At 44.5% G+C, this 23,649-nt stretch carries 18 protein-coding genes; 16 read left to right on the top strand and 2 right to left on the bottom strand.

Going from position 1 to position 23,649, the window contains the following annotated elements:
• Positions 1–2 precede the first annotated feature (2 nt).
• A complete protein-coding gene (locus tag MF4640_RS02120; protein WP_078388546.1) occupies positions 3–3,683 on the bottom strand; it encodes an exodeoxyribonuclease V subunit gamma in 3,681 nt (1,226 codons plus the stop codon).
• Between the two features lie 178 nt (positions 3,684–3,861).
• Here MF4640_RS02120 and MF4640_RS02115 point away from each other — a divergent pair, with 178 nt between their 5' ends.
• Complete coding sequence (locus MF4640_RS02115; RefSeq protein ID WP_078388545.1) at positions 3,862–4,404, top strand: hypothetical protein; 543 nt, start codon at positions 3,862–3,864, stop codon at positions 4,402–4,404.
• 622 nt (positions 4,405–5,026) lie between these two features.
• On the opposite strand, the gene MF4640_RS02110 is transcribed toward MF4640_RS02115, so the two are convergent.
• A complete protein-coding gene (locus MF4640_RS02110; RefSeq protein WP_078388544.1) occupies positions 5,027–6,454 on the bottom strand; it encodes a phosphate--AMP phosphotransferase in 1,428 nt (475 codons plus the stop codon).
• A 196-nt stretch (positions 6,455–6,650) separates the two neighbouring features.
• On the opposite strand from MF4640_RS02110, the gene MF4640_RS02105 reads away from it, so the two are divergent.
• From MF4640_RS02105 to MF4640_RS02040, 15 genes are all read left to right on the top strand, one after another.
• Positions 6,651–7,355, top strand: a complete 705-nt coding sequence (locus MF4640_RS02105; protein ID WP_078388543.1) for an FFLEELY motif protein — start codon at positions 6,651–6,653, stop codon at positions 7,353–7,355.
• 167 nt (positions 7,356–7,522) lie between these two features.
• Positions 7,523–8,467, top strand: coding sequence for a bifunctional demethylmenaquinone methyltransferase/2-methoxy-6-polyprenyl-1,4-benzoquinol methylase UbiE (gene ubiE, locus MF4640_RS02100; RefSeq protein WP_078388542.1), 945 nt, complete (start codon positions 7,523–7,525; stop codon positions 8,465–8,467).
• Positions 8,468–8,490: 23 nt separating this feature from the next.
• Complete coding sequence (locus MF4640_RS02095; protein ID WP_078388541.1) at positions 8,491–9,162, top strand: SCP2 domain-containing protein; 672 nt, start codon at positions 8,491–8,493, stop codon at positions 9,160–9,162.
• Positions 9,163–9,174: 12 nt separating this feature from the next.
• Complete coding sequence (locus MF4640_RS02090) at positions 9,175–10,794, top strand: ABC1 kinase family protein (protein WP_078388540.1); 1,620 nt, start codon at positions 9,175–9,177, stop codon at positions 10,792–10,794.
• Positions 10,795–10,956: 162 nt separating this feature from the next.
• A complete protein-coding gene (locus MF4640_RS02085; protein ID WP_078388539.1) occupies positions 10,957–12,033 on the top strand; it encodes a patatin-like phospholipase family protein in 1,077 nt (358 codons plus the stop codon).
• Between the two features lie 72 nt (positions 12,034–12,105).
• Positions 12,106–12,282 carry a hypothetical protein gene (locus MF4640_RS19380; protein ID WP_004692686.1) on the top strand — a complete coding sequence of 59 codons (177 nt, stop codon included), beginning with the start codon at positions 12,106–12,108 and terminating at the stop codon, positions 12,280–12,282.
• Positions 12,283–12,294: 12 nt separating this feature from the next.
• Complete coding sequence (locus MF4640_RS02080; protein WP_078388538.1) at positions 12,295–13,581, top strand: FAD-dependent oxidoreductase; 1,287 nt, start codon at positions 12,295–12,297, stop codon at positions 13,579–13,581.
• A 190-nt stretch (positions 13,582–13,771) separates the two neighbouring features.
• Positions 13,772–14,554 carry a bifunctional phosphoribosyl-AMP cyclohydrolase/phosphoribosyl-ATP diphosphatase HisIE gene (gene hisIE / locus MF4640_RS02075; RefSeq protein ID WP_078388537.1) on the top strand — a complete coding sequence of 261 codons (783 nt, stop codon included), beginning with the start codon at positions 13,772–13,774 and terminating at the stop codon, positions 14,552–14,554.
• Positions 14,555–14,565: 11 nt separating this feature from the next.
• Entirely contained in the window at positions 14,566–16,068 is a 1,503-nt protein-coding gene (locus tag MF4640_RS02070) for an AAA family ATPase (protein ID WP_078388536.1), read from the top strand.
• Between the two features lie 37 nt (positions 16,069–16,105).
• Entirely contained in the window at positions 16,106–17,470 is a 1,365-nt protein-coding gene (locus MF4640_RS02065; RefSeq protein ID WP_078388535.1) for an ATP-binding protein, read from the top strand.
• A 362-nt stretch (positions 17,471–17,832) separates the two neighbouring features.
• Entirely contained in the window at positions 17,833–20,673 is a 2,841-nt protein-coding gene (locus tag MF4640_RS02060) for a monovalent cation/H+ antiporter subunit A (protein ID WP_078388534.1), read from the top strand.
• 1 nt (position 20,674) lies between these two features.
• Complete coding sequence (locus MF4640_RS02055; protein ID WP_004692695.1) at positions 20,675–21,040, top strand: Na+/H+ antiporter subunit C; 366 nt, start codon at positions 20,675–20,677, stop codon at positions 21,038–21,040.
• Positions 21,040–22,848 (top strand): monovalent cation/H+ antiporter subunit D, encoded by a 1,809-nt coding sequence (locus MF4640_RS02050; protein ID WP_078388533.1) that lies wholly within the window; start codon positions 21,040–21,042, stop codon positions 22,846–22,848. Before MF4640_RS02055 ends, MF4640_RS02050 begins: the two co-directional genes overlap by 1 nt.
• Before the next feature lie 2 nt (positions 22,849–22,850).
• The gene (locus MF4640_RS02045; protein ID WP_078388532.1) at positions 22,851–23,372 is read left to right on the top strand and encodes a Na+/H+ antiporter subunit E; all 522 of its coding nucleotides are present in this window, start codon (positions 22,851–22,853) and stop codon (positions 23,370–23,372) included.
• Positions 23,369–23,644, top strand: a complete 276-nt coding sequence (locus tag MF4640_RS02040; RefSeq protein WP_004692700.1) for a monovalent cation/H+ antiporter subunit F — start codon at positions 23,369–23,371, stop codon at positions 23,642–23,644. The genes MF4640_RS02045 and MF4640_RS02040 overlap by 4 nt, the downstream gene beginning before the upstream one ends.
• The last annotated feature ends 5 nt before the right edge of the window (positions 23,645–23,649 follow it).

Raw genomic sequence — 23,649 nt, 5'->3', positions numbered from 1 at the left:
ACTTAGTCCTCAAGGCTTTGCTGATGCAAAAATATCGGATGATATAGTTCATAAGAAAACTGCTCGCAGGCATGGGCAAGTAATGCTTTGGCATCCTGCTCTTGTAAAATAAACTGCCAGTCGCGGTGTGCTTTATTGGCTTCGTTTTCAGTCATTGAAAAACCACTAAAGCGACCATCTTCTTCCCACACTTTATAAATGGCGTCCATGTCCGCAATCACCATCTGTTCCTGATCATTCAGTTGCCATTCATGCGTTTTATCTTTTTCTGCAATTTTCAGTAACAAGGCCGCAGGTAAAACCAAAGGCTGAGTTTGTGCATACTCCCATGCTTTCAACCAAGGTTTGAGCCATTCACGCGCCTGATTTGAACTCACACCAGTACATAAAATGGTTCGGTCACTAAACACCACGATGCGTTGATATTGCTGTCCGCCCTCACCCAAATTGACATAAGCCAACCATAATAAATACTCTAACCAAACTTTGGCACGGCGCTTTGCTCTAGCACTAGACGCTTCTACACTGACCCATTTTTCAGCACTGTATTTGGCTAGGGTGACATTGATTTGCAAATGTCCATTCACCTTCCAGACTTGTTGGGTCGTGGCTGTAGCCTCGCGTGCATAGCGTTGTAAACGTGTCAGCAAGCGCTGCTGCTCAAGCACGCTCATTTGCCAGACCCCATCTTGGACTTTACCAATCGGCAGTTGATCCATCAGAAGATTGGCATCCGCTTCTGCTTCATGTTGTTGTAAAAAATGACGGATGGCATAACGTCCTAACCCATCGAGGAGTAAAGGTTCTTGCGTTGCAGGAATCTCTTCTGGTTTTAAGTTTTCCACCCCTAAAGTCTTGAGATACAGTCTTGCAGGGAAAGTAATGTCCTGAATCCACTGCTGACTGTCAAGAACCTGAATGTCTTGCTCTAATTTTGGATAAGGCGTGTTAACCCAACTACTCCGTTGCCCCGATGCATACTGTAGTTGTTTCGCGACCTGAAACCATTGATCCTGAAAACGAATACTGTGCTCAGACTCAAAACCACGCGGATCAAAAGGCAATAAAGGATGGACATGATACAGCGATGCCAACTGTGCAGGGACAGTCACACCATGCTTATCAACCGTTGCATTGACACTCTTGCTTTGTATGTCAGGCTGCACAATAAAGGCCATATGCTGAATCAGTTCTTGCAATACCGTAGACGGATCACGGACTTCACCATCGTTGATATCAAAGCCATTATAAAATAACCATATGTTCTCTTGTGCCAACAACAAGGCATCTAGAAAAGCCCCTTGATCATCTTCCAAACGGGAACGATCCCCCAGTTGTGGCTTCAGCAAGTCCATCAGGTCAAAAGGCAAATGCGCACTGCGGTTGGGAAACTTGCCACTGTCCAAGCCCAACATCACGATCAACTTATACGGCACAGGTCGAATCTGGCCAATTTGACTAAACGTGATCTGCCCCGTGGGTTCTGCATAGTCCAGTTGCGCTTCTAAGGTCTTTTGGATTTCTTCTAATACATAAGGCAAAGGTAAACTTAAACTGCGCAGTGCATGATGGTCGTGTTCGTCATAGAAACTCGCCAAGGTCAGCATACGTTCTTGTTTTTTGACCATCTTATACACTGCGGCCAAAGACTCGACACCTGCGGCTTCAAACTCGCGAATATCTTCCATCAAACGATTCAGCCAAGTTTCCGCAGTTGTCCGTTGTCCAGTTTCATGCGCGATCATCCACTCGGAACGGTGTTTGAAATCCTGATAAATTTTAATTAAAACACCAATCAGCTCAAAATCACTCGACTGTACTTGGGCATAGCTCAAGGTCTCATGAAACAGCACATGCTCTGGTACAGCGACGCCTAAAGCCAAACGATCTAAGGCAAACTTCAGACTATAACGATAGTCTTCATCCCCTTCGGCCAAACTGCGTTTTAAATGTTCAGCATCCAATCCACGCTTAAAGCCCGCGTTGATCAACAGCTCCGTCATCCGCTCAATCATATTCATGTCTAAGCCATAACGTTGCTGCGTTGCATTTAAACTGAGCCAATCGGCAAAGTCCTCAATACTGAAACGCCCCCGCACCAAGACCATCCGCCCCAACACAGCACGCCATGCATTTAAGGCATCGAGTTGAGTCACGCCTGCCAGCTTAATCGGCAGATAAATACTGTCTTTACTGAGTTGATGACCCTTTTGCAAAGCTTCACGCTCATGCGGAGGAGGCGCAAAAACACTGCGAATAAAAGGTTCTAGCTCAGTCAAACTGGGCGTCAACACTAAAATATCGCTTGGACGTCGCGGTGCATCAGCCGTGCCCTGAGCCAACCAATGCGTCAGTTGATCTTTGAGGACTTCAAGCTGTCTAAGGCTGGAGTGACAGACATGGATCTGTATCGAATCATCTTGTTCAGCCAAAGCATACTGATGCTGCGTAGGTTCTACCAAATACAGGACATCAGACTGAATTTTACCAAGTAAAGTTTCTGGATATTCATCAACAAAGACATCGGCCCATACGCCATCTTCACCTGAAGAAAGATTGGAAAGTAAAGAGAAATGGTCGCGTGCCTGTTTACCAAATCGGGTCAGTAAAGGATGGCGAGACTCTCGGGTTTCTGCATTAAAATTGAGGGTAAACTCATCAAAAAACTGCTGAATCTCGGCATCATTGGCATTTGGATTTTTTTCAATAAAACGCTGCTTTACCCGTGCGTCATAACGCGCTTTCCAATTGGGATCGACACTGTCCGCCCAGTACTCTTGTGATGGGTTATAGTGAAAAATAAAGATATCGAGGTATTGCCCCAATCGATGCAAAAACTCCAATTGCTTTGGCGGTAAATCTAAAACAGTAAACACCACCAACTGCGCAGGCAACTTTTTAAGCGCAGCATCTCGGGTCTCGGCTTGATCGAGTAAGTCCCAAAATGCAGTATCAATCTTTTGAATTTGTTCAAAGTCAGCATGGAATACCACTTGCCAGAGCCAACGCTGCCACGCTTCCAATTCATGCGCTTGATTAAGCTGAAAAGCACTGAGTTCTTGCTGAGTTTTAAAGAACATCTGCTCCAAATCGAGCGGCTGATTCTTGCCCCACGCTTGTAACCAATTCGTCTGACAACGACAATTTTGCGCTGGACAACCTTTGGTGCAATACCCACGATAATCCATATAAAAACTAAATAACCGTGAAACCTGCTCCGCGACCCAATACAACATGCTTTGTTTTTTCAGCTGTTTATCAATACCCTGTTGCAAACGGTCAGCACTGGCATAGATCCGCTGAATAATCGGATACAACGGATGGGCAACCTCTAAAGGATTCAGCTCAGCTTGTATAAATTCTTTTAAGGCTTGGAAGACGCGCCATTTAATAATCAATCGCGGAATATTCGCTTTACGGACTTCGTCTTTTTGATCGACCAAAACCCACTGATAAACCGCCCATTGAAAACCACGAATACGATGATGAAACTGCGTGTTGGCACTGATGCCCTGCTGCTCCGCCAACTTTTGTGTTAGCCAGGCCTCAACCGCAGGTGAAGGTACAATAAAGTGCTGTGCTTGCAACACTTGAAAGGCATTTTTGGCTGGTTTAAAGACGGTTTTTTGCATGGCCTGCAACAGAACATCAATACGCTGACTTTGTATTACGTGTATCGCCATGTTTCCTCTCAAATAACCATCTTATGAAAAATCTACAAAAGTACACAGATTATTGACTATACTTCTAGTTCTGTCTATGTCACTTTCATGACATATTTCTATTTAAAATTTGCTTTAAAATACGCACTTTAAGCAAAACTAGAATCAATGTGAATCAGGATATTTTAGGATTTAGAAAATGAAATTAGAGCACATTCCAGAAAAAATTGATCCCTCTTTAAATTTAGAAAAAATCCGCGAAGAATGTTTGGACTTAGTCAAAAAGCGCGCCTATTTTTCCGCAGGTGCAGCGGTTATTCCAGTCCCCTTCCTCGATGTGGTGATTGATGTGGGCATATTGTCGCAGTTGATTCCCGAAATTAACGCCCGCTTTGGTTTAACCCCAGAGCAAGTCAGTGTCTACGACCCAGAAACCAAGCAAATACATTGGTCAGAACTGCGTAAACGTGGCGTGGAGTTCTCTGGACTGGTGGTGGCACGTACAGCCGTGAAGAAATCCCTCAATAACATGGCAGCCAAATACATCACCAAACAAGTCACCAAATTCATTCCCTTAGGTGGACAAATGATTGCGGCCAGCTTGGGTTATGTCGTGATGAAAAAAATTGCGGAAACCCATGTGGAAGAGTCGTATAAGCTCGCCAAAGGCATTCAACTGAAACAAGCCGCTGAACAAGGAATTCCTGTTGCAGCGCCAGTGACTCAAATTCCCTTAAGTTAAAGAACTAAATCCGCCTCTAAAAAACGGTCAAATGACCATAATGCCAGTCCACTAAAAAGCCGACTGGCATGTCTTTTTAAACTCTAAATTCTCATCGATACACAACAACGTCATTCGCAACCTGCTCAGCCTTTAAAATGGACTGTTTTTGCAATAAAAGTTGTTTTATATACAAAAATTGAACAGGTTTTGCGAATGACAAATGTTTTTGGTTCTTTTGGCTAAACAAAAGAACCAAACGAACTCCAAAAATTAGACTTTAAGCGGTAAGACTCCGCAATAAAGAACTAAAAATGCAACCTGAAATCGACTCAAATATTCCACCAACTTATTGAAAAATAACTATCTTGGCAGAGTCTTATCAGGCTCTTATCCAATTTCATCACTATCCAGAGGCTCGCCCTACTTTTCTTTCGGGAAAAGTAGGCAAAACCATTTTCATCTGCAAAACCTGTTCTCTTTTTGGATTTATTAAAATAAATCGCAGACATTATTTTACTTACACCATGCAGGTTGCAAATGACATTTCCGTGTATCGTATTTTTGTCGAGCTCAGGTTAAAAGGTTAATACGAAACTACTTAACCAACTCACATTAGCTCAAATGACCGTTTTTAAGCTTTTTAATCTGTATCGCGATCCGCTTTGAGCTGTTTTAAAATTGCCCTTAAGACTTCAATTCGGGCCTGTTGTTTATCATTGGTGGAAATAATATACCAAGGCGCATAACCCGTATCGGTATGTGCAAACATATCCGCGGCTGCCTTTAAATAGTCATCCCATTTGTCGCGATTGCGCCAATCTTCTTCGGTAATTTTAAAGCGTTTATGCGGAGTACTTTCGCGGGCTTTAAAACGCGCTGCTTGTTCATCTTTATCAATCGCCAGCCAAAACTTAATCAGTACGGTTTGACTGTTGCTGAGGTTTTTTTCAAAACGATTGATTTCCGCATAAGCGCGTTGCCACTCCACCTCGGTTGCGAAGCCTTCTACCCGTTCTACCAAAACGCGTCCATACCACGTTCGATCAAAAATAGTGATGTCATCCGACTGCAATTTGCTCCAAAAACGCCACTGGTAAGGACGGCGTAACTCATACTTTTCAGGTGCGGCAATGGTATGAATTTCATATTCTCGCGGGTCGAGCTTTTTCACAATGCGCTTAATCGCCCCCCCTTTCCCAGCGGCATCCATACCTTCAAAAGCGATCACCACTTTACGGTCATCACAGCGGATGGCATCGGCCACTTGTTTAGTGAGTTTTTTTAACTCTGCTTTATAGTTTGCATCCTCAGCTTGAGGGGCTTCAAACTGAGTCAGAATATCCGGTATCGGCGCTTGCTGCCACTTTAGCGCGGCCTTTTTTTCATGCTCTGGACAGTGTCGCAGCGCTGTTAAAATTGCTTGTGCAAAATTGTGATTACGCAAATCTTCATCTTCACCATCAATGATTTGCCAGTCATCGGTGAAGCGCGTACGTAGCTTTTGTAAGGTGTCATATTGTTTTTTATTGCGCCAGTCTAGCCCATGCAACTTATGCCAATGCACTTCGCTCGGGTCCATATCATCCAGACGCTTTTGCAGAGACTTCCACGACAAATCGAACCAAACTTTTAAGACATCTACGTTGTTGTTTTTTAAGTCCTGTTCAAAAGCCCGCATATTGCTGACGTATTCATCAAACAAAGTGTCGTCCAAAGGCTTTGAAGCATGCATGGCCGTAGCCAACAAGTCCCCATACCAATTACCAAACCACACCATAATTTGCCCTTCGGCAGGTACAAATCGAGTATAGGGCTGCCAAAAAGGCTGTTTTAGATTAAACAGATGCGGTGGATCGGCTTTGACATATAAAAAACGCGGATCGACCCATTCGCGCAGCTGTTTCACCGCTTCGCCTTTACCCGCAAGTTCAATTCCACTGACCAAAATCACTAAACTTTTTGCATTGCTCTGATCACGGGTATTCATCAACGCATATTGCGCTTCAATTAAGTCCAGTGAAAGCTGTTCTTCATTCAGCACTGTACTGACGATCGTTTCTGTATCCATGGCCCCCTCCTTTTTTCTATTTAATCAGATCACTAGATCCTAAAAGATGATGGTCTAGATGATTTTCATATGTATCTTTTGACTACTTCTACATCAAACTGACCACAAATAAATAGTTTTTTTGTCACTTTGTCATAGCGAGTTCCGTCATCACGCACTAAGATTTAGCTATCTTTAAATAGAACTGAGACAGCAAATGTCCAAACTCGCCGCCCTCGATGAGCTTTTAGAACAGTATTACCAATTGCATTATCATCAAGATTCGGTGCTCTTCCAACGTTTACAAGATGTGCAAGTCTGGCAAAAGCAACGGATGCAACGCACGCATAACCGTGCTTTCGCAGAAAAACAGAACCTCTTGATGGCTGAATATTTTATCAACCGTTTATATGGTGGCCCAGATTTTGACGCTTTGGCAGGACAAATTGCGCGCTTGAGCAAATATGCGCACAAAGCGGAGAAATTAATTCCTGAAAATGCCATTAAAACGGGTACCTCTGGGGTTGAGTTGGCGATTTTGGCGGTGCGACTGGATGAACAAGTGGCGATGCAATTGCTGAAAGATCACCATCCTTCCGAAGCCTTAAGCGATGATTTGATGCGCCAAGCCTACTTAAAACTAGAACAAGGCGAAGAACGCTTGAAACAGTTGTGTTTACTCGATCAATTGGGTAAGAATCTCGATAAATACATGCGCTCTTTTATGGTCTATACCGCTTTTAAGATGTGTAAAGGGACGGCCAACAAATATAACTTCAATGTCATGTATGAATTTATGCAGGATGGCTTTTTGGCCATGAAACCGCTAAAGTCGGCGGAGAAATTTGTGAAAGACTTTACTGCGGTGGAACGTCAAATTATTGATAAAGTCCATACGGGACATTTGTATCCTTTTCAGTAAATTTCAACGAATGACTTGATAAAAATAAGCCAGCAGCAGCTTTGCTCTGCTGTTTTTCTGTATATTATTCAGCACAATTGCATGATGGTTACTGTACAACGTCCTAGAATCTGTCATCATGCATGCACTGCAACATTTACCCTATTGCTATGTTAGGAGTGACTCCCATGTCGAATGAAAATCAAACGCCTACCGCTACTCAAGAGTCGGCACAAAACACAGACAAAGTGAGTCCATTTTTAACTGAACCATTACCCCAAGGCACAGCGCAAGGTCAGCAAAAATCATTAGAACAACAGTTGACTGATACCCCAGTGACGGGTTCTGTACCCAAATACAATCTCCCTCGCGGTGCTAACACAGGCAACGTCGGCAATACCACACACTTTGGTTACCAGACGGTAAGCAGTGAAGATAAAGCTCAAAAAGTGGCGGAAGTTTTCCACTCGGTTGCCAGCAAATACGACATTATGAATGACTTGATGTCTTTTGGTATTCACCGTCTATGGAAACGCTTTGCGATCAATATGTCAGGGGTACGCCGTGGTCAACGCGTGCTAGATATTGCTGGTGGGACAGGCGACTTGGCTAAAGTGTTTAGTCGTGAAGTCGGCCCTACTGGTCATGTGGTACTTTCAGACATTAATGAATCGATGTTGAATGTGGGGCGTGATCGTTTAATTGATGCAGGCTGTACAAATGTTGACTTCGTATTAGCCAATGCTGAAACCCTAGAGCCATTTGAAGACAACAGCTTTGACCTACTCACGATCTCGTTTGGTCTACGTAATGTGACCGATAAAGATGCAGCACTTGCAGCGATGTACCGCGTGCTTAAGCCAGGTGGTCGCCTACTGGTATTAGAGTTCTCTAAACCTGTGTTTGAGCCTTTTTCAAAACTGTACGATCTATATTCGTTCACCGCACTGCCGATCATGGGTAAAATTATTGCCAATGACTCAGAAAGCTATAAATATTTAGCCGAGTCCATTCGTATGCACCCAGACCAACGCACGCTAAAAGGCATGATGGAAAATGCAGGCTTCCAAAACTGCGACTATCACAACCTGACAGGTGGTATCGTTGCTGTACACCGTGGTTTTAAACTTTAAAATTAAACGTTTAAGGGCAAATTATGTGGTCGATTCTGGCACTCGGTGCAGTTGAACGATTAATTCATCATGTGATTAATTTGGATGCGATCACTCGCATCCAGCTCAATGAACTACAAGGCAAGATGTTACGTGTGGTGATCGCATCCCCACAACTGTCTGTAGATGTGTTCTTTGATCAAGCCAAAGTGCGCTTAGAACCTACCGTTACGGGGCATAGTGAAACAGCGTCCATTTTCGAACAACGCCCTTTTGACCAAACTCAGTCTCACACCGCTGCAACCGCAACTTTAACGGTGGCCAATGTAGTTGAGCTGCTCAAGCTATTACTGGCGGATGATGTCGGCAATATCCCCCTGCAAGGTGATTATCACCTTCTACAAGATATTCAACGGATAATGCAACAAGCTGAGCCTGACTTGGCTGCGCATCTAAGCCCGTGGATTGGCCCAAGTTTGGCGCATGAATTGGCTAAAATTCAAATAACACCAAAGCACATCAAACAGGCCTTACAAAGTCATTTGTTCTTTGCTGAAGATGCCTTGAAAGAAGACAGTGGTCTATTTGCCCCGCGTTGGCAAATGGATGATCTGCATCAAGACACCCGCATTTTTAATCAAAACTTAGATCGTGCCGAAGCCAAAATTCAACAACTTCAAGCACAGATTGACACTCAAGACTCAACTCAAAACTAGGTATTTACATATATGATTCCGCACGTTTCACGTTTACTCGAACTTTGGCGCATTGCCGCGCACTATAGACTCGACACGTTGTTTCCTGCGGAAGAATTGCCTGAAAAAGCGCGCCATGCGCTGGGTGTAATTCGTATGCACCCTGCGGCATGGTCCAGTCGTGAACGAAAAAATCCACTGAAGCTCAAACAAGCGTTAGAGGAAATGGGACCACTGGCGATTAAAATGGGACAACTACTGTCTACTCGTCGTGACCTAATTCCACCTGAAGTGTTACAACAACTGGTTTTACTCCAAGACCGTGTCAAACCGTTTGGTTCTGATGTGGCGAAAATACGCATTCAAGACTCACTGAAAGCCGATGTAAACACGCTGTTTGCTCGCTTCGACGAACAACCCTTGGCAGCAGCCTCGATTGCTCAAGTACATACGGCCGCTTTACATGATGGTCGCGAAGTGGTGGTGAAAGTCACCCGTCCCGCTATTCGTAGTCAAATTTTACAAGACTTTGAAATTTTAGAATGGCTAGGTGATTTTCTAGAAAAACGCCTAGAAGCCGCGCGTGCACTGCACTTATCTGAAATTATTCAGGACTATCGTCAGGTCATTTTAAATGAACTGGATTTGACTTTAGAAGCCGACAATACCCGTCGTATGCGCCATTATTTTACAGGCTCAAGCATGATGTATGTGCCTGAAGTCTATATGGATAGCAAAGACGTGATGGTGGCCGAACGCATTACGGGCGTTCCCATTTCAGACATTGAAACCTTTGAAAAGCTGGGAATGGATCGTAAAGATCTGGCGGAAAAAGGCTTAACCATTTTCTTTACCCAAGTCTTCCGTGACAACTTTTTCCATGCCGACATGCATCCGGGCAATGTCTTTGTTGAAACCCTAAACCCAAGCCAACCCCGCTATATTGCACTAGACTGTGCCATTATGGGTGAGTTGTCGAAGCACGACCAAATGACCGTGGCGCGTATGCTGCTTGCGGTCATGAACAGCGACTTTATGCAACTGATTCAAATCGTGCATCAAGCTGGTTGGATTCCACCGGGCACAGACCAAGATGCACTAGCACGTGAAATGCGTCGCACGGTCGGGCCAATGGTGTCCAAACCTATGCATGAATTGGACTTCGCGGGCATTTTGATTCAAGTGATGGATATTGCACGACGCTTCCATTTGGAAATTCCACCACAGCTGATGCTGCTGCTTAAAACCCTCGTGCATGTTGAGGGTTTAGGTACAGACCTTTACCCAGAGCTGGACATTTGGAGTTTGGCAAAGCCAATCCTGACCGATTGGATCAAAGCGCAAATGAATCCACAAAAGAACCTAAAAGAGCTGGGACAAAAAATTCCAGATTTACTTTTAGGGGCACAAGACTTCCCAACGCTGTTGGTCGATAGCTTAAATGGTCTCAAAAACCAATCAGCTTGGCATGCTAAACAGCTTAATGAACTGCAAAGTATGCGCCTACAAATGGAGCATCAGCAGAAACGCAGTTGGATTTTTGGCAGTCTCATGGCCATTTTGCTGTCGATTGCGATTATCTCGCCTTGGTTTATTTCAGTGATTTTAATTGTACTCACCAGCTTACTGGCGGTGTGGCGCGTGTTTAAATAGACGCTTTCTGCTGTATTAAAAGCCTGAGTCTCTCAGGCTTTTTTATGTTTAGGTTTTATGTCGGAAGTGACTCCCAAGTCATTCTTGGATCACTTTTGCCAATGCGCTCATTCTCTCACCAGTTAAAATGACAATACATATTGTCTATTTTGAATGATCACGATGACTCAAATCCTGCATAAACACCCTCCAGCTTTAAGCATTCGTGCAGGTAAATTAGCACGTCAACTGATTCAAAGCGAAGGCTTACAAGCTGAACAGGTCGATATTGTACCCGGTGCCGCAGGTGGGCCCAAAGGCATCGGGATTCAAGGTTTAGACCAAGCCATTTTTGGGGAGTTTTTTGCCCGTGCACCACAAAGACGGACTTTGATTGGTTCGTCCATTGGCAGTTGGCGCTTTGCCAGCATCTTAGCGCACGGTGCAAAAGCAGGTACCGAACGTTTAGGTGAACTCTATACCAACCTCTATTTTGACAAAAAAATGCAGCGTCAAGAAGTCAGTGATATTTGCGGTGGCATGCTGCTCGACTTGGTGCAAGGCAAAGAAGCGGAATTGGTCAATCATCCCGATTACCACCTCGCGGTACTGTCGATTAAGGCTCAACACATCTTCCAAAGTGACCAAGTTCTCCCGCTCTTGGCCTCTGTGGCAGGTATCATCGGCACAACCGCTGTTGCGCGAAAGCATAGTCGCCACTTTATGCAACGAGTGATTAGTCAGCCCAGCAATGGCAAACAATTTAAAGTAGAAGATGATTTCCTCACTCATTATCACAGCCTCACCGCTGCAAACGTTCTGCCTTGGTTGATTGCCTCAGCCTCTATTCCAGGCGTGATGGCCGCGATTCGTGATATTCCAGATGCACCACAAGGCAGTTATCGTGATGGTGGTCTGATTGACTATCACATCGATCTGCCTTTTGAGAGTCAAGGCATTGTGCTTTATCCACACTTTACGGACAGCATTACGCCCGGTTGGTTTGATAAGCTGTTTAAACGTCACGCCAATCCTGAAAATCAAGCCCGTACGCTGCTATTGTCCCCATCCCAAGACTATTTACAGAGCTTACCTTTAGGACGCCTGCCCGATCGTAAAGATTTCACACTCAAAGGGCTCGACCAAAAACAGCGCATTCAAATGTGGAACCAATGTATTTCTGAAAGTCAGCGCTTAGGCGATGAGTTCTTGGAAATGGTGGAAAAACAGCATTTTGCACAGGTCATACAAGATTTATAAACAAAATTTGCGCATGAATGTAATCTTGTTTAATCTGACCAAATAAAGAAAAATCGAGATTACATTTTTTCTATGCTAACAATAATTTCAAGTGAACAAGAAAAGTATGCTCAAATTATTGAATTACAAAATGAATCATGGGAAAAAAGTATTATTGCAAGCTCGTTAGAGGATTCCATTCAAATCAACATCGACCAATTAAAAAAACCTGATGATATTCGTCATGCATTCATTTTAGACAATGGTTAAATCATTCGATCTATGATTTCTAATCACCCACTCCACTTCGCCATCATCGGTGCAGGAACCGCAGGGTTAGCCACTGCTATTTTACTGGCTCGACAAAATATTCAAGTCAGTATTTTAGAGAAAGCCTCAGAACTTGAACCTGTCGGAGCAGGACTGTTACTACAGCCCTCTGGTTTAGCTGTTTTTGAGCATTTAGGCCTTTTAGATGAGATTTTAAGACTGGGTGCAAAAGTCACTGGGCTCAAAGGTCAGTTACCGAGTGGCAATTTACTGGTCAATAGTCATTATCAACAAGCGCATCCTGATTTTTATGGTGTCGGTATCCATCGAGCAACGTTATGTCATGTTTTAGAAAATAAATGCCGTGAATATTCCGAACTCATTACTTGGCAAATGAATACCGACATTCAAAAATTAAAAGAAACATCCAATCAAGTTCGGGTTTCGGGTACAAAAGATGGTGAATCATTTGATCAAGCTTTTGATGCTGTGATCATTGCCAATGGCGCACGCAGCCTCTTAAGACCGAAAGAATGGGTGAAGGTTGATCAAGCTTATCCTTGGGGAGCCAAATGGACAATTGTTCCCGAATGCCTTGAATTAGATACAGAAATTTTACATCAGTTTCATGATCGCTCTAAAATGATGATGGGCATCTTACCGACCGGTACAGTGCCACATGAACCCAAGCAAAGACTATCGAGTGTGTTTTGGAGTCTTCCCAGCCATCAACTGAATAGTTTTCTACACAATTCACAAGCGCATTCTGACTGGTTAAACCAAGTGTCTAAGCGTTGGAAACCTGCTGCGGATTGGTTAGAACAAGTCATTGCCCAGCCTGAACAAAAATCACAATGGTTGACGGCAAATTATCGTGATGTAGTACTGTCTAAGTTTGGTGAGGGTCGTATTGGTGTCATGGGTGATGCAGCACATGCCATGAGTCCACAACTGGGGCAAGGTGCAAATATGGCCCTTTTAGATGCATGGGCTTTGGGGCAAGCGGTTCAAAGCGCAAGAAAAAATGAAGCCCTTGATTATGTCCAACTCTGGCAAACGTATCATCAACACCGTCAAAGTTCGACAGCTTTCTATCAATTTTTAAGTCGTTTACTCACACCACTTTACCAATCTGACCTATGGTGGGCAGGTGGTTTACGTGATTTAAGCTTTGCTTGGATGTATCGAATTCCCTATTTCCGTAAAGAAATGGCGGTGACGATTTCAGGTTTAAAATTAGGCATGTTCAGGCAAATGAACTATCAAGATATTGCAAAACAAAACAATCATTCTGTGTAGAATGCGACGACAATCATCTTCATCCGCTTTGGATGGGTGACGGATAGATGAATTCCTAAAATACATCAATTAAGCCACTGTGAGATAACTGTAGAAAGTTTCTCCTTTATTCTGTTTAAATCACGTAGACTATAGACCGCTACGTTGACATCGTAACACTCTCAATATTTATTCGCTTGGTGAAAGAAACATGAACAATTTGCAATGGCTCGATGAAGTAAAATTTAACGAACAAGGTTTAGTCCCTGCCATTGCACAGCATCACCAAACAGGGCGTGTCTTGATGGTTGCATGGATGAACCGCGAAGCTTTAGCGTTGACGGCCGAGAAAAACCAAGCCGTATATTTCTCTCGTTCACGCAACAAGTTATGGCACAAAGGCGAAGAATCTGGGCATTTCCAAACCGTACATGAAATTCGTCTTGACTGCGATGCCGACGTAATCGTGCTGCAAATTGAACAGCACGGTGGGATTGCCTGTCATACAGGTCGTGAATCATGCTTCTACCGTAAACTCACGCCAAATGGCTGGGAAATTGTGGATGCACAGCTCAAAGACCCGAACGCGATTTATGGTGAAAAATCGACCAATCCACATACATTGGCGATGAATGCCTCAACGGCGCAGTCTGAGCAAGTTGAAGTTTTGTCTTACCTCGGCCAAATGATGGCTGAGCGTAAAGCAGCGGATCCAGACTCGTCTTATGTTGCAAAACTGTACCACAAAGGTCTCAACAAAATTTTAGAAAAAGTCGGTGAAGAAGCCATCGAGACTGTGATTGCCGCGAAAGACTTTAAGTCTGAAGCCAATGAAGATCATAAAAATGATTTGATCTATGAAGTGGCGGATCTTTGGTTCCATACGATTGTGGTTTTAGGTTATTTCGACTTAGACCCTCAATTGGTTCTCAATGAATTGGCACGTCGTCAAGGGCTTTCTGGTTTGCTTGAAAAAGCCAACCGCAGCCACTAAGTTTATTGCCTGTGTCGAATATCATCAAACCGAGCGCGACTTATGAGCAAGCCATTGCCATTGATAACGCGCGTCTGGGCAAATCGTTTAAAGTGATTGCCTATGCAGGCACAGGTAAAACCACCACACTGCAAATGATTAGCGATGCCATGCCACAAAGACGTGGCATGTATTTAGCGTTCAACAAAGCCATTGCCAGCGAAGCGCAAACGAAGTTTCATGGCAATGTCGACTGCCGAACCTTTCACTCGCTTGCTTTTCGCAGTGTTCCACGTGGAGTGACGGACAAACTTCGTCTGCCTCGTTTAAGTCCGAGTTTTATTGCCAAAGAATACCGCCTTGAACCCATCACCCTAAGACGGATGATGGGCGGACGTTATGAAAAATATGTGTTGATGCCATCACGCTTGGCCAGCCTTGTGGCCAATGCTGTGAGTCACTTCTGTTCAACCAGTTCTCAGTACCCAGCACCGCGACATTTACAAGCACCGAGCTGGTTGCATCCCGATGATATCGATTCACTACAAAAGCACCTCTACCCTGCCATTGAACGACGTTGGTTAGAGTCCATCGATCCCAATCATCAGGCTGGGATTGGTCACGATATTTATTTAAAACTGTGGGCGTTGTCTGAACCCAATATCCCAAGTGACTATGTGTTGTTTGATGAGGCACAAGATGCTGACCCACTGATGTTGGGCATCTTACTGAAGCAGCGTAATACACAAGTGATCTATGTCGGAGATGCACACCAACAAATTTATGCATGGCGCGGCGCAGTCAATGCCATGCAACAACTGCCTTTGCCTGAGTCACGCCTTACCACCTCGTTTCGTTTTGGTGAAGAGATTGCATTGCATGCCAATGCTATTTTAGGCGCCTTGAATGAAACCGTGCCGCTCATGGGCAACCCTCTGCTCAACTCCAAAGTGGTCAACAAACCTCATACCAAAATGCGCGATGCGATTTTATGTCGCACCAATGCGCGCGCCATGGAATTGCTGCTCTCAGGATTAGTTCATGGCGACAAAGTCAGTCTACAAGCCGACCATGTCAAACTGAACCGCTTTGTCGATGCTGCCGCAATGCTCAAACAAGGCAAGCGCGTCACCGATGTGCCTGAACTGGCCTGGTTTAATTCTTGGCATGATGTACATGAATACTGCGAAACCAATGACGGCAGTGACATCAAACCTTTAGTGAAATTGGTGGATGATCATGGCACCGATCCACTCAAAAAAGCCCTCGCGAAGATTACGCCGATTGAACAAGCGGATTATATTATTTCCACCGCACACAAAGCCAAAGGCTTAGAGTGGAACCGCGTTCACATCGAAGATGATTATCAGTTTAAGGTCAACGACAAAGACCATAAAATTAGTGATGAAGAGTTAAGACTGCTTTACGTGGCCTGTACACGTGCTAAAGTAAGTCTAAATATCCATCACATTTACGACCTGATGCAACAGCTGAAAAAACAAATGCCAAGCTCATTACGTAAAGTTGCTGGATAGTCGAATGTAAAATAGTCACAACCGCTGCGGGTGTTCTATGAAAATTCAATCGATTCACCTGAAACACATCCTGCATTTTGCTGAGCTTAAAGTCGATTTTTCTTATCACGATAAACCCGTCACTTTAATTTTAGGCGATCAAGCCTCAGGCAAGACCTCGATCTTACGTTTTAGCTATCAGGCTCTGACTTGGTTTGCGGCCCGTTATAAAGATTTACGCTCTGCAGGTGTGGTGATGTTAGATCACGACATTATGCTGAACCGCCTACAGTCCAAAATTGATATTCAAGTTGCTGTGCCCGCTGAGTTGTATGCTCTCAAACCTACGGCAGCCGACACTGCGCCCGAACCCTATACATGGCAACTCTACAAAACCTTAAACCAACAAGGCATTGGCATCAGTCGAGTGGAAACATTGGAACTCGAACAACTGGTCAATCTATATCAGCAGGCAACGTTACAAGATCCGCTGCAAGGTTTGCCGTTGATTGCATATTATCCTGCGGAACGTTTTGTCAATGAGATGAATATTCTCAGCAAGAACAATCCCCTGATTTTCCAACATGCACATGCCTATGAAATTTCAGCTATTCCCTATACCACCTTTGCGCGCTTCTTTGAGTGGTTTCGTGAAATCAGCGATATTGAAAATGCGCAAACTGCACAGTTTTTACAAACGATATTGCATCAGCCTAACAGCATCCCACCCGATATCCCCTTAAGCTATAAACTGGCTCAGGCTCAAGCACACATCCAGTCACCCAGCCTACAAGCGCTCAAGCAAGCGTTAGCAACCGTTCTGCCCGAAATAGAAGATCTTTATCTACAATATCATCCCAAGTTACAACTGATGGTGCGCTACCATGGCAACAGCATGCTCTATCAACAGCTGTCCAATAGTATTCGCAACTGGGTGGCGCTCGTTGGCGATATTGTGCGACGTTTATGCCTACTCAACCCTGAAAGCCTGTTCCCTTGTTTAGAAGGTGACGGCGTACTGTTGATTGATGCAATTGATCATCAATTGGATCAAAATATGGCGCAAGTCATTTTAAAACGTTTAAATCAGGCTTTTCCTCGACTACAAATTATCACCTCAGGCAACCGAAGTGAGTTGCTGGAACAAGCCAGCGAGTTTCAATGCCTCAAACTGGAAAATAAGCAATTAAGTCCTATCCAACTCGAACCACTGCAACATCAGTTCGATGTAATTTACCAAAACCTTGCCAATCACGAAGCAACGAGTGGAACTATCGAACCGATTGCGGCTGAACCCCAAGATTTAAGTGTGGCTGAATTATTCACACAGATTCAACAGCAGCTTTCTCCCGAACAGCAACAGCATTTGATTGCTTTACTCAGTGCTGAGGATGATGCTTCATCGGCAAATCCATTAACTTAGCCTGCTTAATAAACATAGCCATTTAAACCCTCAAAAACAGGCGACCAACGGTCGCTTTTTTTACATTTCTTGCACTGAGAAAGTGCCTGTCATCCACCAAGAAACGACCATCACGCGTATAATGTTTTGCGTCAGCGCAAAAAAGATTGATGTTGTTTTAGTCATGTTATATGATCGGTTTTACTTGCAAATTTCTAACTGAAATCGGATTTTGCTATAACGCTTCATGAGTTGCGCAACACAACTTCATTATTTTTAAATTTCACATTGGCTTTCAAGATTGAGACTCTTGGGCTGCTCTTTGCAGTCCTGTAATCCTTGAAAGATGAGATTCACCAATAGGTTTTGACCTATTCACGACAATGGAAACGAGTGTGCTACCGATTATTATATTGTTACCGTTAATACTTGGCACAACCCTTGTCTCATTACTGAAGCAGAGCTCACGCAGGCTAACCGCCTTCGCAGCTGTTGGGGTCAGTATGACAAGTTTAGGCTTATTACTGACCCAAGCACGAGAGGTGTTTAATGGCGCTGTCATTACGCAGTCGTGGTCATGGTTGCCGCAGCTTGGAATTGACTTCAGCTTCCGTCTAGATGCATTAGGCCTACTCTTTGCCTTACTGATTAGTGGCATCGGAACGCTCATTTATATTTATGCCTATTTTTATTTAGGCCCAAAAAATTCTCTCAACAAACTCTATCTACTGCTCATGTTGTTCATGGCAGCCATGCTCGGGATTTCACTCTCCAATAATTTAATTTTACTCCTCGTTTTTTGGGAGTTGACCAGTATCTCCTCTTTTCTGTTGGTCGGTTATTGGAGCAATTACGACGCGGCGCAACGTGGCTCACGAATGGCATTGACCATTACGGGTATGGGCGGATTAGCCATGCTAGGTGGTTTCATCTTACTCGGCCAAATCACAGGTACCTACGAGATTGATCAAATCTTGACGATGACAGCACAAATTCAAAGTCATGCTTTATTTGTTCCTACGTTGCTGCTGATTTTACTCGGTGCTTTTACCAAAAGTGCACAATTTCCATTCCATTTTTGGTTGCCCAACGCGATGGCAGCCCCAACCCCCGTGTCTGCTTATTTACACTCAGCAACCATGGTAAAAGCGGGTATTTTCTTGGTGGCACGACTGTTACCAATTTTTGCAGGTGCAGCACTGTTCCATAATTTGGTCACCTTTATTGGCCTGTTTACTCTGTGTATGGCTGCATTTTTTGCCATCTTTAAAGAAGACCTGAAAGGTTTATTGGCCTATTCAACCATCAGTCATCTCGGCTTGATCATGTGTCTCTTGGGGATCGGATCACCATTGGCTGTGGCTGCGGCTATTTTCCATATTATTAACCATGCCACCTTTAAAGCAGCGCTGTTCATGATCGCAGGTATTATCGATCATGAGTCAGGCACACGTGATTTACGTAAGCTTAGTGGCTTATGGCAACTGCTACCTTATACGGCCACTTTGACGATGGTCACTGCAGCGTCGATGGCCGGCGTGCCCTTGACCAACGGTTTCTTATCTAAGGAAATGTTCTTTACTGAGCTGCTTAGCAATCTATCTGGCCCTGTGCTCATCTGCTCGGCAATTGTCGCGACACTGGCGGGGATTTTTGCAGTGGCTTACTCTGTGCGTTTGGTGCATGGGGTTTTCTTCGATGGCCCAGTAGGCAAGCAAGTTCCCAACAAAGATGCGCATGAACCGCCGTTTGGCATGCGTGCACCGGCCACTTTACTGGCGATTTTGTGTATTTTAGTCGGCTTATTTCCTGCCCTATTGGTTGAAAACATCGTCAACAGTACAGCACGCGCCAGCACCCAAGTGATGGACTTTGAAGGCGCACATCTTGCCCTATGGCATGGTTTTAACATGCCATTATTGATGAGCGTGATTGCATCGATTGGCGGTCTGATTTTCTATTTCAGTCTCGCGAAGGGTGGCAAAATTCGAGAAATTGATCTCGATCCATACCTAGGTCGTCTACAAGGTCGAGTTGCCTTTGACTTATTCCTTAAGTCACTCCTGCTCAACTCGCGCAAATTTAAACGATTGACTGAAAACGGTAAATTACAAAGCTATATTCTTTGGATTGTGATCTTCAGTATTGCCATAGTCTCACTTCCATTTTTAGGACAAGGGCTGACCACAGGTACCCGTGAACTCACCCATGCCCCTGCTTTAGCAGTCGTACTATGGCTACTGTTATTCTCTTCGTGCTGGATGATGTTGTGGTTCCATCACGAACGAATTAAAGCGGTATTGATCAGTGGCGCGATTGGTTTAGTCGTGACTATGGTCTTTATCTGCTTCTCTGCACCTGATTTGGCCTTGACACAAATCACCGTCGATGTGGTCACCACCGTACTGTTATTGATGAGTTTATCGCTCTTACCTCAGCTCACTCCCTATGAGTCGAGTGTCTCACGCCGTTGGCGAGATGCCCTGATTGCGATTGGCGGCGGGCTCGGCATTGCATGGATCACATGGCTCATCTTGACCCGTGATCACAACTCCATTTCATGGTTCTTCATGCAGCAGTCGATTCCATTAGGCGGCGGTACCAACGTGGTCAACGTGATTTTGGTCGATTTCCGTGGTTTCGATACCTTCGGTGAAATTACAGTCCTCGGCATTGCAGGCATTGGCGCACTGTGCTTAATGGATGGTATGCGTACCCACGGCACCACCATGACCAAAGGTCTTAGTTACCGTTTTAATCCATCGCCGTTGATGCTTCGTATCACTGCATCTTGGATATTACCGATTGCCTTGGTGGTTAGCCTGTATATCTTCTTACGTGGACATAATCTGCCTGGGGGCGGGTTTATCGCGGGTTTGATTACCGCTTTGGCCTTGATTATTCAGTACATGGCACTCGGTCAAGATCATGCAGAACAGCTGCTCAAAGCCAAGTCTGGTCGTTTGTATGAAATCTGGATTGGAACAGGTCTGGTCATTGCAGGATTAACAGGCTTAGGCGCATGGTTCTGGGGACGCCCCTTCCTCACCAGTGCACACTTTTATGTGTCGCCACCGATCTTAGGCGAAATGCACCTAGCGACAGCTGCACTGTTCGATGTCGGGGTTTATATCACGGTCGTAGGTGCAACCATGCTACTTATTTCAGTACTTGGGGACTCACGTCACTCTAGTATGTCTGGTCCAGTACCAAAGGGGGATTAATATGATTAGTTTAGAACTGTTACTTGCCTCCGCTATTGGTCTGTTGACTGCCACAGGCATCTATCTGATTTTGCGTGCCCGTACCTTCCCTGTGGTACTTGGCTTGGCCATGATTGGTTATGCCGTCAATTTATTTTTATTTGCCATGGGGCGACTTCAACTTAATGCACCCGCGGTACTCACGGAAGCCAGCAAAGCCACTGACCCTTTGCCACAAGCCTTGGTGTTAACCGCGATTGTGATTGGCTTTGCTACCACGGCGTTTATTGTACAACTGGCTTTACGCAGTCGTTATGAAACAGGAACCGACCACGTTGACTCTAAAGAAGAAATACCTCAAATTGACCCACGTGAGGATGAGCCATAATGAATGACTTCATCCAATTTTGGACCGAACACACCCCAATTTTTAGTATTTTAATTCCTGCCATTACTGCCTTTATTTTGGTATTACTGGGTAATCCGGGATCAGGTTCTTTAGCACAAGACTGGCGACAACCTTGGCGTAGAGGCATCAGTTATACCTCTGGCCTGTTGGGCTTATTTACAGCGGTCAACTATCTGATCTTTGCCAGTTCAGGGCAAATCAGTGTTTATAACCTGAGTGAATGGGCAGCGCCATTTGGCATTGTTTTGGTCCTCGATCAACTGTCTGCGCTGATGCTGGTTTTAACCTACGGCTTAGCTGTTCCAGTAATGTGGTTTGCCAGCAAGGAATGGGATGAACGTGGCCGTTATTTCCATGCCATGTGCCATTTCCTACTGATGGGTTTAACCGGTGCCTTCCTAACAGGCGACTTATTTAACTTGTTTGTATTCTTTGAAATTTTGTTGATGGCCTCCTATGTCCTGTTACTGCATGGTCAAGGCAAAGCGCGTTTTCAACTCGGCATTCACTATGTCACCATTAACTTGTTGGCATCAGCCCTGTTTCTGATTGGCCTTGGCATGATTTATGGTAGCGTCGGTAGCCTCAATATGGCGGATGTTGCACGTCTGATGCCTCTATTAGAAGGCGATCAACATCGTATCGCGGTTGCTGGTGGGCTGTTGTTGTTTACAGTCTTTGGCATTAAAGCAGCCATGCTACCTGTCGGTTTTTGGCTACCAAAAACCTATGCGGTCGCAACCACTCCTGTAGCGGCTCTGTTCACCATCATGACCAAAGTCGGTATTTATGCCATTTTACGTGTTAATGGCACCGTATTTGACGATGCAATTAGCCGTGAAATCCTGCAATACATTCTATTGCCGATTGGCTTAATTACCTCAGTCTATGGTGTGATTGGCGCGATGGGTGCGGAACGCTTACGTCGATTCATTGGCTTTATGATTTTGTCTTCTGTCGGCACGATTTTAATCGCCATTTCCCTGTTCAATACCTTGGCATGGGCAGCGGCCCTGTATTATTTGGTGCACAGTACCATTATTGCGGCAGCCTTCTACATTTTAAGTGGTTGGATTACCTCTCAACGTGGTGAGTTTAAAGACCATTTTAAAATTGCACCGCAAATGAAACAGCATAAGGTAGTGGCGTTAACCTATTTCACCATTGCCTTGATGATGGCAGGTTTACCACCCTTTAGTGGTTTCTTAGGCAAAGTATTTATTCTCCAAGCCACCGCACACTCACCGTATCAATTGCTGATTATTGTGACAATTTTAGTGGTGAGTTTATTGAGTATAATCGCGTTTACACGTGTGGGTTTCGTGATTTTTTGGCGCGCAACCAAACCTGAAGATAATCCTGATGAAGCAGCTTATGCCGCTTACCAAGCTTTGCCTGAACAAGCACCGAAGCGCAATGACAAAACCATTTATCTCTTGTTGGTAGGTTTAATGGCTTATATGGTGTTTGCAGGTCCGATTCAAAAGTACACTTACCAAACGGCTGAGCAAATCCAAAATAATGCGCTCTATGAACAGACTTTGCTCAAAACTGATGAGCATGGACAAACCATTAGCGTACAACCTTTCGACAGTGAAAATTTACCTGAAACCAAATATGGTGGCGAGCGAGTAGATCCGAATGCACATTTGATTCCATATTTAATTTCAGAAGAAACACTGGAAGGCGAACATATTTCCGAATACAAAAAACGCCAAATGCAACAGCAACAGCAGGCTGAAGTGAATCCCGATGCTGAAAGCCTACAACCGATGGTGGAGCCTTAAACATGAAAAAAACGTCGTTTTTGGAACGTTGGTTACCCCACCCTTTTGTCTCGGTGATTGTTGCGCTGAGCTGGGTGATGTTGGCACATAGTGTCGATACAGCCAGCTTAGTGATGGCATTTTTACTGGCCATTTTTATCCCGCGTCTGATCAGACCATTCATTACTTACACTCCAAATATTGAATGGAAAGCGGCGCTGAAACTATTTTTTGTGGTGTTATACGACATTGTAGTGTCGAATATTCAAGTGGCTAAATTGGTCCTCGGCCCAATTGATCGTCTACAACCCAAATGGTTTCGCGTTCCGCTGGAAACACAACATGAGGAAGTAAACACCTTACTGGCGATGATTATTACCACCACACCAGGCACTGTTTCAGCAGGCATCGATCAAGATCGTGGGGACATTTTAGTTCACGCCCTCAGCACCGATGATGAAAATGCCGAGATTGAAAATATCAAAGCGCGTTATGAAAAACCGTTGATGCAAATTTTTGGTGTCGAAGCAGGAGACAAAGCATGACCATTTTGCCTTATGCCCTCGGGATTTGTTTAATCGCTGTCACCATTTCAATGTTGCTGTGCTTAATTCGCTTAATCATCGGCCCATCGATTGTAGACCGACTCTTAGCACTCGATACACTCTTTTTAAATGCAATCTGCCTCATTATTATATTAGGCATTTACTGGGCCAGCACTTCATTATTTGAAGGTGCTCTTTTGGTTGCGATGCTCGGCTTTGTCTCTACAGCCGCTTTAGCACGCTACTTCACCTCAGGTCATGTGATTGACTAGGAGCA

It is taken from the genome of Acinetobacter sp. MF4640 (genome assembly GCF_002018895.1).
In the GTDB taxonomy this organism is placed as follows: domain Bacteria; phylum Pseudomonadota; class Gammaproteobacteria; order Pseudomonadales; family Moraxellaceae; genus Acinetobacter; species Acinetobacter johnsonii.
This window is presented reverse-complemented; position numbering and strand designations above follow the sequence as displayed.